Genomic DNA, 11,275 nt, shown 5'->3' with positions numbered 1-11,275 from the left:
CGCCCTCACCGCCGAAGCGACGCTGTCCGTCCCTCGGGTGCGGGCAACGCCGCTTCGGCGCTCACCCCAGGAGAACCACAGCATGGCGGTCACCGACCTGGCCATCGAGAAGATCAAGGAAATGATCGTCTCCGGCGCCCTGCAACCGGGCGCCCGCCTCCCCAACGAGGCCGATCTGGCCGACCAGCTGGGCCTCTCCCGCAGCTCGTTGCGCGAGGCCGTCCGGGCGCTCACCGCGATGCGGATCCTCGTTCCCCGGCAGGGCGACGGCACGTACGTGTCCGGCCTGGAGCCCCATCTCCTCCTGGAGTCGCTCGCCTTCGCGGCGGACGTCTCCCACGGCCACACGGCAGGTCAACTCCTCCAGGTACGGAGGCTGCTGGAGCCGCAGGTCACGGCTCTCGCGGCCGGCTGCCTCACGGACGAACAGCTGAAGGAGCTGCGCGGCATCCTCGACCGGAGTGCCGAGGAGGGCATCGACATCGAGACGTTCGTCGCCCTGGACATCGAGTTCCATCGCGCGATCGCCGATTCCGTGGGCAATCCGGTGCTCTCGACGCTCCTCGGCATCCTCTCGACGCACACGCAGCGCCTGCGCATCGTCCGCGGCACCCAGCACGCCCCGGCCCGCGAACAGGCCCACCGCGACCACGAGGCCATCTGGCGGGCATTGTCCGCGGGCGACGCCCAACTGGCGGCCTCTGCCAGCATGGTGCACGTCGTAGCCGTCGAGGACTGGCTGGCATCCGGCCTCCCGGTCGAGTGACCGGCATGCGAAAGCGGACCGCACGGGCGTGGCGATAGGCGGGCGCTGCACAGAGCGGGCGCATGTGCGGCTCTGCCCGGAACCCAGGCCCTTCCACAGTGATGCAGCACCGCCGCCTGGCGCGTGACTGCGAATCGAGGGGTGGCCGGTGTGGCGGCGGCCCATGCGGGCTGGTGTGGGCGGGCTGGGCCCCGCCGGCACGGGTGGCCGGCCCTTCACGGCGTCACAGCACGCAAGGGTGATCCGCCGTAGGGAAGGCGCAGGTCTGCGCGAACGCATCGTTCACGATCTTCTGCGCCAACTCGGCCTGCTCTTCCGGCACGTCGACCCTGATCCAGAGGAGATACGCATGCGCCCTGCCGTCGCCGCCCCTGAAGCCCCACCGCTGTTTCAGGGACATGCGGTATCGGCCGGGCTCCGGGTGGTCGATGCCGTAGTGCGTCGCGTCTCCGTGCTTCAGCCACCGGCTCTGGGCTTCGCCGGGGATTGATTCCTGGAAGACGCGGACCTCCTTCGTGTCGCACCGCGCACCGCAGTAGTGCGACCGGGCATCGATCCCGAGCCGTGGGATGAGCTCCGCGCGAACGGCCTCCTCCTCGCCCTCGCAGCGGGAGATGCCGTTCGCCTTGTCGTCGGGCTTCAGTTCGTGGTGCTCGTCCAAGACGCACTTCAGGTATTTCGGGACGCGGGCGGTCAGTGCCGTCCCCGGGATCCGGCGGATCACAGACCGCTCTGCGCCCTTCCACCGGGCGCCGTACACCGGCTGGTACGGCGTCCCGATGTACTGGACAAACCGGTTGTCCCCAGCGGGGATCCGAGCGCGCGGCAAGTCCTTCAGTGCGCGGGTGCCCCCCAAAGCGATGGCATCCGTGAGCCCCGCCTTGCGCAGGGCGGCCCCGGCGAGGATCCGGGCGACCTCGGTGACGCGGTCGAGGTCAGCGAACTCCTCGGCGTACTGGACGTCGATCACCGCGTTGCCCTTCCTGATGATCACCTTGGCCACCTTGGGGAACGGATATCCGGCTTCGACGATCCATTGGGATCCCGTGATCAGTTCGGCCTCGTCGCCGAGCCCGTCGATGGCCCGGGCCGTCCCGCCCGTCAGGCCGAGATCCCGCATCCCGAATCTGTCGAATGTCGACTTGGCCATGGTCACGGCCCCCGTGGTGTGGAACGCCGTCACGACTTGCGCCGACAACTTGATTTGTACCGCCGGGGCGAAGGGTGACTGTTCATCGACGATGCATGAGCTCGGCGAATGCCGACCCAGGACCGTCGGAGGAGTCTGCTCCAGGGTCCGTTCCTGGGCGTCGTCGATGAGGGCTGCCACGTCTTCGTCTTCCAAGAGGTCGCACGCGGCGGGCAGTGCGCGCACCGGACCGGGGGGCGCGTCGGCTTGTGCGGCGCCCTTGACGATCACGGTGTAAGCCCCCGCGAGGAGGACGAGGGCCAATGCGCCGGCTGCCAGCTGGCGTCGTTTCCCTGGCGATCGGGTCGCGTCGTGAGCGTCTGCGCTTGCCGTGTTCGCCAGTCGGTCTCGCAGCTCGATGTGGCGGAAGCGGTACGCTCCGCCCGACTGGCGCAGCACCCCCCGCTGGTGCGCATCCTTGAGGAACGCCATGATCCGCAGCGGGAGTCTGCCGGTGGCTGCGAAGTACAGGCGGGCCACCTGAAATCTTCCCCACGCCGAGACCGCGATGACGTACAGCAGCCAACTGGCCAGTGTTCCAGCCACGGTGAGCACCCAGTCGCCGGTGTCGACGAAACCCTCTGCCGTGCCGTGGACCGCCCACAGGCCGAGCAGTGCCGGCGGCAGCAGAAGAGTGAGAGGCACGAGGCGTGCGCGATGTTCCCAGGCGGCGAACAGCAAGGGGGCGAAGACGATGAGCAGCGACTCGGCCAGGTCGAGCGCGAATCCGATCACGCGCTCATCGGCGGTGAAAACGACCGTGTTATCGGCGAAAGGCGTGAAAGGCAGCATTCCCACGGGCACAAGGCACAGCAGAAACAGCGCGGGGCGCCCTGCTGGGGTGAGCCATCCGAGCACCGCCACCGCTTGCCGATCGGTGCGCAGAAGTGCGGCCGGGGATGGCGCCAGGGACGGGTCCGCGGCGCCGAGCAGCAGCCGACGACAGCATCGCTGCAGGGTCGTCAGGCTCGCGGCGACCATGGCCCACAGCCACAGGCCGGAATCGCCGGCTGTCGCGGCGGTCCAACCCGCCGTGAGAAGCGCCGCCACGAGGACGCCCACGACCCGGCCGCGCCGGCTGCCAAGGGCCTCCCGCAGCCGCTTCCCGGTGAGGCGCACGACCTCCTGCGGCGGCCGATGCTCCGTGCCCTCCGCGGAGGTAGCCGCGTACAGGAAGGCCACGAGGCACAGCAGAGCGTAGGCACCCCACAACGGCAGGCCCCATCGCGCGTGCCAGGCGGGGGCTCCGTGCACGCTCGACGAGACCAGGGCGGTGCTCAGTGCGAACGGAGGCACCAGGCCCAGGGCGCGCACCCGCCATGGCATGTCCTCGTCGAGGCGCCACCAGGCGAGGTCCTGCCGGTTGTCGGCCTTCATGCGCGCGGCCAGGAAGCCCGCCCACGCGCGTGCCTGCTCCGGGTCCCTGGCGCCGCGTGCGGCACGGATGTCGTGGGACGCGCTGTACACGGTGTCGAGATAGGCGTCGTACAACCGGCGCTCGATGTCCTTGATGTCGGCGAAGCCACCCGGCTCGAGCAGTTCGCCCGGGTCGGCACTGCCCGTGCCGTATGCCTCCCGGGCCAGGCTCAGGTGCAGCGGCACCCGCAGCACCATGCGCAGCCGCGCCTCAGGGGATTCGTCGTCAGCGGCGGCCAGGCGGTCGAGGACGGCGGACCAGCGGGCCTTGGGTCTGCCGCCCGGGTTCAGATACGCGGCCACCGCATCGTCCGTCAGCGGGCACAGAACGATCTCGGTGCGGGCGAAGCGGCTCTGGTCGAGCGCGTGCTCGGTGTATTCCTCCGCCCGGCTGGTCAAGACGAACGGGTTCCCGCCCTTCGTGCTCGCCTGAAGCTGCCGCATGGCCTCCTCCCGTACGCCGTGCGGCAGTTCGTCGAAGCCGTCCAGGACGGGCAGGATGCGCTGTGACCGCAGCAGTTCCAGGGCGACGCCGGCGGGTGGGGCACCCGAGACCGGTGTGCACGCGCGCGGATGGTCGTCCGCCACCTGCCCTGCGATCCAGTGGTACAGCCCTTGGCGTGGGTTCCAGGAGGCGAGCGATACGATGACGGGCACGGGCCCTTGCCTCGCAGTGAGGCGCTCGCGTTCTCTGAGCAGCCCCTCCGCAAGGCGCAACACCAGGATCGACTTCCCTGCGCCCGCACCACCCAGGATGACCAGCCGCTGCGGGGGTTTCTTGGAGATGTACTCCAGGAAGGAGCCCAGTTGGGGTTCCGGTGGGCCGTCCGCCTCCCGCCAGGCCACCTCGATGGGCTCTGGATCGTGGATCTGCGCCCAGCGTTCGTCCCGTCTGTACCGCACGCACAGGTCCTCGGCCAGAGTGTCGGCAGCCCCCGCGAGATTCTTCTCGGACCGCCAGGCGCCTTCGCGGCGCTCCCGGACCCGATCCAGCACGCGTTGCGCGAGGTCGACGGCCATGAGGGCCGCGAGGAGCAACCAGCCGACGGTCGCGGGCCCGGGGCCGAGACCGGACGGCAGCGGCAGGGCGGGCTCGGCGACGAGCAGCACCACGGCGAAGGCGGCGAGGCCGAACCAGCCGCCCACGTCGACCGCGATCACGATGTTGTCGACGTGCCCGGCCTGGACGACCGTCTTCTGCCGTCCACCCGAAATCCCGAGGCGCGGCCATCCCCACCCCCGCTGCCCTGCCACCGCGCTGCCTCAGCTCAAGTTGATGGGGCCATGAATGTTCTCGGCCTGGATGACGTTGTGCTGGGTGCCGCCGGTGATCCAGAAGCCGCCCGAGTGCCCCTCGGCCTGTCGCTGAACCTGCGCGAGCGCTTCGGCGAAATCGGGGTCCTGCGCGGCCCTGAGCCGCAGGACGTTCGCCAGCTCGCGAGCACGTTCGGCGCTGTCCGGGTGCTCTTCCAGGCCTGTGAGCTCCGCGTCTTCTGCGCGTTGTCCATCGCCGTGTGACCTGCGTGTCACCAGAGTGCGCAAGGACTCCCACAGCTGCTGCCCGGCGCTCCCAGCCGCGGCTCCCGCCAGTGTCATCAACAGTTGTGCCGAGATGGGTTCCACGGAATCTCCTCCGCCTCTGAGCATGGACACGCAGCCTCCGTGTGAAGAACGCGACGCAACCGTACTGCGGTTCCAACTCCTCCAGCAGCACAGTCCGCGGTAACGGAGCACCCCCCCGCATTTCTCATCGAGGTCGTCACGGGCGTCGATGAACACGGCCGAACCTATGGCCATCGGCCGCGGCGTTCGGTTCAGGGCGGTACTGGACCGGGCTGTGCTGGCAGAGCCGGGCGTCCTCGACGAGGGTGGTGGCGGTGGACGCGAGTTCGGCGGGAGGTCCCCGCCCACGCCGGCGGACAGTGGATCGTCCGTGCTGCGCGGTCGAGGTTGTCTCCGCAGGACGAGGTCCAGTGGTCGTCCCTCATAGGACTCCGGGAATTGCATCCGCTGCGTGAATGCGGGGCAGACGTGATGGTCGGCGGGGGATTCGCCGTGAGTCGACGTGGTGAGGTCGTCGAGCTGCCAGTCGGGGTCGAGGCCTTCCGCGTGCCGTCTGGTTTGAGGTTCGTGGCGCCTCCCGTCACGAGTGTCGGATCCGGTGACGCCGGGTCACCGAGCACGGACGTCGGCGGCACTGCGCTGTCAGGTTTTGGCCGGAACCCCACGGAGAGAAGTCGCTTTACCGGATTTCCTCGGCAACGCGCAAGGGATTCGACAAGGAATTCCCCGTCGGCGCACTAGACTGGCGGGCTGTTTGGCGCCGGATCGGAACAACCCGGGCAGACCCGGGCTCCACCGGCGACCCGGACGTTCCGGGAGCGAGACGCGAGGGCCGATGTCAGCCACACCTGAGCGCGGTGAACTCACTCTGCTCGACGACGGGGAGACGCACGAAGAGTCCGACAAAGCGGCCCGGTTCTCCGCCGGGCCCGCCGCCCCGCCCCGTACGCTCGTCGACATCCTCGACGCGACCGTCCTGGCGCACCCCGACGAACTCGCCCTGGACGACGGCTCCGCCCAGCTGACCTATCACGCGCTGGCAGCCGAGGTCGAGCGGCGGCGCCGCGCCCTCGCCGCAGCCGGGGTCGGGCTCGGCGACCGGGTCGGCGTACGCGTGCCCTCCGGGACCAACGAGCTGTACGTGGCCATCCTCGCCGTGCTCGCCGCGGGGGCCGCCTACGTGCCGGTCGACGCCGAGGACCCGGACGAGCGGGCCGACCTGGTCTTCGGCGAGGCCGGGGTGCGCGCGGTGCTCGGCGCCGGACAGTCCGTCGAGGTCACCGGGGACCCCGAGCCCGGCCACGCCCCCGCTGCCCGCCCCGGGCCCGAGCACGATGCGTGGATCATCTTCACCTCAGGCTCCACCGGCACGCCCAAGGGCGTCGCCGTCGGCCACCGCAGCGCCGCCGCCTTCGTGGACGCCGAGGCCGCGCTCTTCCTCACCGAGGAACCGATCGGACCCGGCGACCGGGTCATGGCCGGACTGTCGGTCGCGTTCGACGCCTCCTGCGAGGAGATGTGGCTGGCCTGGCGCCACGGGGCCTGCCTCGTGCCCGTCCCGCGCTCCCAGGTGCGCAGTGGCGCCGACCTCGGTCCCTGGCTGGTGGAACAGGAGATCACGGTGGTCTCCACCGTGCCGACCCTGGCCGCGCTCTGGGAGCCGGAGGACCTGGGCGAGGTCCGGTTGCTGATCTTCGGTGGGGAGGCCTGCCCGCCCGAACTGACCCAGCGCCTGGTGACCGAGGGGCGCGAGGTCTGGAACACGTACGGTCCCACCGAGGCGACCGTCGTCGCCTGCGCTTCGCTCCTGACCGGTGAGGAACCGATCCGCATCGGTCTTCCGCTGAACGGATGGGACATGGCAGTCGTCGACGAGTCCGGCGAGCCGGTGCCCATGGGCGGCAGCGGCCAGCTCGTGATCGGCGGCGTCGGCCTGGCCCGCTACCTCGACCCCGCCAAGGACGCCGAGAAGTACGCCCCGCTCGCCTCCCTCGGCTGGCACCGCGCCTACCGCAGCGGCGACCTCGTCCGCGCGGAGCCGGAGGGGCTCGTCTTCCTCGGCCGGGGCGACGAGCAGATCAAACTCGGTGGACGCCGCATCGAACTGGGCGAGGTGGACGCGGCGCTCCAGGCCCTGCCCGGCGTCGCCGGAGCGGCCGCCGCCGTCCGCACCGCGCGCGGCGGCAACCAGCTCCTTGTCGGCTACCTCATCACAAAGGAGGGATGGGACCATGCCGCGGCGGTCGAGCGGCTGCGCGCCGAACTGCCGGCGGCCCTCGTGCCGCTCCTCGCGCCGGTCGACGACCTGCCGACCCGTACCTCCGGGAAGGTGGACCGGAACGCGCTGCCCTGGCCGCTGCCCGACCTGGAGTCCACCGGCTCCGCCGAGCAGCTCTACGGCACCGAGGCCTGGCTCGCCGAGCGGTGGAGCGAGACCCTGGGCGTGACGGTCACCCGTGCCGACGACGACTTCTTCGCGATCGGCGGTGGCAGCCTTTCCGCCGCCCAGCTCACCACCCGGCTGCGCGCCCGCTACCCGAGCGCGGCCGTGGTCGACGTCTACCAGCAACCCACCCTCCGCAAGCTCGCCCGCCACCTAGAGCAGTCCGTACAGGTCGGCGGCGCGGCCCGGACCGTCGCTCCCGTCCCGCTCCGGTTCCAGGTGACGCAGTCGCTGCTCCTGCTCCCGCTGTTCACCCTGGTCGGACTGCGCTGGACGGTGGCGCTCCTCGCCCTGGGCAACGTCCTGCACCGGTTCGGGTCCTACCCCTGGGCGCCCACCGCCTCCTGGTGGCTCGTCGCCGTCGGCGCCACCCTGCTCTACAGCCCGCCCGGCCGGCTGGCCCTCGCGGCCGGCGGCGCACGCGTCCTGCTGCGCGGGGTCGAGCCGGGACGCTACCCGCGCGGCGGAAGTGTGCACCTGCGGCTGTGGACGGCCGAACGACTGGCCGACCACGTCGGCGCGACCTCCCTCACCGGGGCCTGGCTGGAGCGCTACGCACGGGCCCTCGGTGCCAAGATCGGTCCGGAAGTCGACCTGCACTCCCTGCCTCCGGTGACCGGCATGCTCAAGCTCGGGCGCGGCTGCGCCGTGGAGTCCGAGGTGGATCTCAACGGGCACTGGCTGGACGGGGACCGGCTGGAGATCGGCCCGGTCAAGGTCGGCGCGGGCGCGGTCGTCGGCACCCGCAGCGTGCTCTTCCCGGGCGCGCGGGTCGGCAAGCGGGCCGAGGTGGCCCCGGGTTCCGCCGTGACCGGGCAGATCCCGACCGGTCAGCGCTGGGCCGGAGTACCGGCCGTAAAGCTCGGCAAGTCCAAGCGGAACTGGCCCAAGGAACGCCCGCCGCGTGCCTTCCGCTGGCGCGCCGTGTACGGAGCGACCGGCTTCTGTCTCCCACTCCTGACCGTGCTCGCCGCCCTGCCGGCGCTGCTCGTCGTCAGCCTGTTCGTACCCGCGGACGCCAGGCTCGCCGAGGCCCTGCGCAGCGCGCTGACGGCCGTGGTGCCAGGAGCGCTCGCCTTCGGGTTCGTGTACGCGCTGCTCCTGCTCGTCTCGGTGCGTCTGCTCAGCCTCGGGCTGCGGACCGGGACCCATCCGACGCACAGCCGGGTCGGCTGGCAGGCCTGGACCGTCACGCAGTTGATGGACCTCTCCCGGGAGACCCTGTTCCCGTTGTACGCGGGGCTGATCACTCCCGTGTGGCTACGGCTGCTCGGGATGAAGATCGGCCGGGGCGCCGAGGTGTCCACAGTGCTCGCGCTCCCGAGCCTGACGACCGTGGGTGACGGCGCGTTCCTCGCCGACGACACCCTGACCGCTCCTTGCGAACTGGGCGGAGGCTGGGTCCGCATCGGACATTCCGAGATCGGCCGCCGGGCGTTTCTCGGCAACTCCGGAATGACCGCGCCGGGCCGTAGCGTGCCCGACGAGGGGCTGGTCGGCGTCCTGTCGGCCACTCCGAAGAAGGCCAAGAAGGGCAGTTCCTACCTGGGCCTGCCGCCGGTCAAGCTGCCGCGATCCGCGGCCGGCGCGGATCGGAGCCGTACCTACGACCCGCCCGCGCACCTGCTGTGGGCCCGGGGCCTGGTGGAGCTGTGCCGGCTCGTCCCGGTGTTCTGCTCGGCCGCGCTCTCCGTCCTGACCGCGGCCGCGTTGTGCGCCCTGATCGCGACGAGTGGCGTCGGGGCGGTGGGAGCCGCGGCGCTGTCCGGTGTGGTCCTGCTCGCCGCCGGGGCGACCGCCGGTGTGGTCTCCGTGGCCGGGAAATGGCTGCTGGTGGGCCGGCACCGAACGGGGGAGCACCCGTTGTGGAGCGGCTTCGTCTGGCGCAACGAACTGTCCGACACGTTCGTCGAGGTCCTGGCCGTGCCCTGGCTCGCCGGTTCGGTGCCGGGGACGCCGGTCCTCACCCTGTGGCTGCGTGCTCTGGGGGCCCGGATCGGCCGGGGCGTGTGGTGCGAGAGCTACTGGCTTCCCGAGACCGACCTGGTGCGGCTGGGCGACGCCGTCACCGTGAACCGCGGCAGTGTGTTGCAGACTCATCTCTTCCACGACCGGATCTTGAGGACGGATACTGTGGTCCTCCGTGAAGGCGCCACCCTGGGCCCGAACGGCATCGTCCTGCCCGGAAGCACGGTCGGGGCCCGCAGCACACTGGGACCCGCCTCTCTCGTGATGGCCGGGGAATCCGTCCCCGCCGACACCCGCTGGCTGGGCAATCCGATCGAGGCGTGGCGGTCCTGAAGGGGCTACGGCGTACGAGCACAGTGCAGGGAGCGGAAGCGGCAGTGAGCGGCCAGAGGACAACGGCGTCGGACTCGTACTTCCCGGCCAGCGGCGATCCCCGATACCGCGTGCACCGGTACGAAATCGCTCTGGACTACCGTCCCGGCCCCAACCGGCTGGCCGGGACGGCCCGGCTCAGCGCGATCGTCGGCCGGGCGCAGCTCACCGAGTTCGCCCTCGACCTGGCCGAGTTCAAGGTCGGCCGGGTCCAGGTGAACGGCCGGGCGCCCCACTACACCCACCGGGGCGGCAAACTGCGCATCCGGCCGGCCAAGCCCCTCGCCGCCGGCGTCGCCTTCACCGTGGAGGTGCACTGGTCGGGCAACCCCAAGCCGGTACGCAGCCCCTGGGGCGGCCTCGGCTGGGAGGAGCTGTCCGACGGCGCGCTCGTCGCGAGCCAGCCGGTCGGCGCGCCTTCCTGGTACCCGTGCAACGACCGGCCCGCCGACAAGGCCTCCTACCTGCTCTCGGTCAACACCCCTTCTGCGTACGCGGTGGTGGCCGGCGGCCGGCTGCTGACGCGGACGACCAAGGCCTCCACGACCACCTGGGTGTACGAGCAGACCGCCCCGACCTCCAGCTACCTGGTCGGCCTGTCCATCGGCATGTACCAGACCGTGCTGCTCGGCGACCCCGGACTCGGCGGTGTTCCGCAGAGCGCCCACGTACCGGCGCATCTGCTGCCGAAGTTCTCCCGGGACTTCGCCCGGCAGCCTGCGATGATGCAGCTCTTCGAGGAACTGTTCGGCCCCTACCCCCTGGGCGAGTACGCGGTCGTCGTCGCCGACGAGGACCTGGACGTGCCGGTGGAGGCCCAGGGGCTGGCCCTGTTCGGAGCCAACCATGTGGACGGCGTGCGGGGTTCGGAGCGGCTCATCGCCCATGAGCTCGCGCACCAGTGGTTCGGCAACAGCGTGACCATCGCCGACTGGCGGCACATCTGGCTGAACGAGGGCTTCGCGAAGTACGCCGAATGGCTCTGGTCGGAGCGCTCCGGCGGTCGCACCGCGCATGAACTGGCACTTGCCGCACACCGATTGCTGGCCGTGCGGCCGCAGGACCTGGTGCCGGCCGACCCCGGTCGCAAGCTGATGTTCGACGACCGCCTGTACCAGCGTGGGGGCCTGGCGTTGCACGCGATCCGCTGCGCGCTGGGTGACGGGGCGTTCTTCCGCATGCTGCGCGACTGGGCCGGCGTGAACCGCCACGGCGTGGTGACCACCGCGGGCTTCGCCGCCCATGTGGCCCGCTACGCGGCCGACCCGCTGGACGGCCTGCTCTCGTCCTGGCTCCATGAGCCCTCCCTCCCCCCGCTGCCCGCCCCGCCGACCCCGGCCCGCCCCGGGAATCCGCCCGCGATCGGCGGGCCGAGGGGAGTGTGAGACGAGCCGTCCAGTGAGGGTCCTTCGTCTCCTGGCGGTACGTACACGTCTTGCGCGGGGGCCGGATTGCGGCACGGCGGCGGGACCTGTCAGTGCTGCGATGTCCCGTTCGTCCCCTGCGGTGAGGAGGGCGGGCGGTCCGGCGATGGATTCGAGGCCGTGGTCGGGTGTTC

5 protein-coding genes are annotated in these 11,275 nt (G+C 71.1%); 3 read left to right on the top strand and 2 right to left on the bottom strand.

Annotation, left to right across the window (positions count from 1 at the left end):
* Nucleotides 1-82: 82 nt before the first annotated feature.
* Entirely contained in the window at nt 83-766 is a 684-nt protein-coding gene (locus ACFCY7_RS05350) for a FadR/GntR family transcriptional regulator (protein WP_376481501.1), read from the top strand.
* A 223-nt stretch (nt 767-989) separates the two neighbouring features.
* On the opposite strand, the gene ACFCY7_RS05345 is transcribed toward ACFCY7_RS05350, so the two are convergent.
* Nucleotides 990-4,625 (bottom strand): NACHT domain-containing protein, encoded by a 3,636-nt coding sequence (locus ACFCY7_RS05345; protein ID WP_376481499.1) that lies wholly within the window; start codon nt 4,623-4,625, stop codon nt 990-992.
* Between the two features lie 9 nt (nt 4,626-4,634).
* Nucleotides 4,635-4,994 (bottom strand): hypothetical protein, encoded by a 360-nt coding sequence (locus ACFCY7_RS05340; RefSeq protein WP_376481497.1) that lies wholly within the window; start codon nt 4,992-4,994, stop codon nt 4,635-4,637.
* Between the two features lie 775 nt (nt 4,995-5,769).
* Here ACFCY7_RS05340 and ACFCY7_RS05335 point away from each other — a divergent pair.
* Nucleotides 5,770-9,678, top strand: a complete 3,909-nt coding sequence (locus ACFCY7_RS05335) for a Pls/PosA family non-ribosomal peptide synthetase (protein ID WP_376481495.1) — start codon at nt 5,770-5,772, stop codon at nt 9,676-9,678.
* A gap of 44 nt (nt 9,679-9,722) precedes the next feature.
* The gene (locus tag ACFCY7_RS05330; protein ID WP_376481494.1) at nt 9,723-11,102 is read left to right on the top strand and encodes a M1 family metallopeptidase; all 1,380 of its coding nucleotides are present in this window, start codon (nt 9,723-9,725) and stop codon (nt 11,100-11,102) included.
* Nucleotides 11,103-11,275 lie beyond the last annotated feature (173 nt).

Origin of the sequence: Streptomyces sp. NPDC056361, from assembly GCF_042262805.1 — a bacterium.
Lineage (GTDB): Bacteria > Actinomycetota > Actinomycetes > Streptomycetales > Streptomycetaceae > Streptomyces.
This window is presented reverse-complemented; position numbering and strand designations above follow the sequence as displayed.

What these genes read in the sequence shown, in the direction of transcription:
- ACFCY7_RS05335 (WP_376481495.1), top strand. Translation starts at nt 5,770, where the DNA reads ATGTCAGCCACACCTGAGCGCGGTGAACTCACTCTGCTCGACGACGGG.
- ACFCY7_RS05350 (WP_376481501.1), top strand. Translation starts at nt 83, where the DNA reads ATGGCGGTCACCGACCTGGCCATCGAGAAGATCAAGGAAATGATCGTC.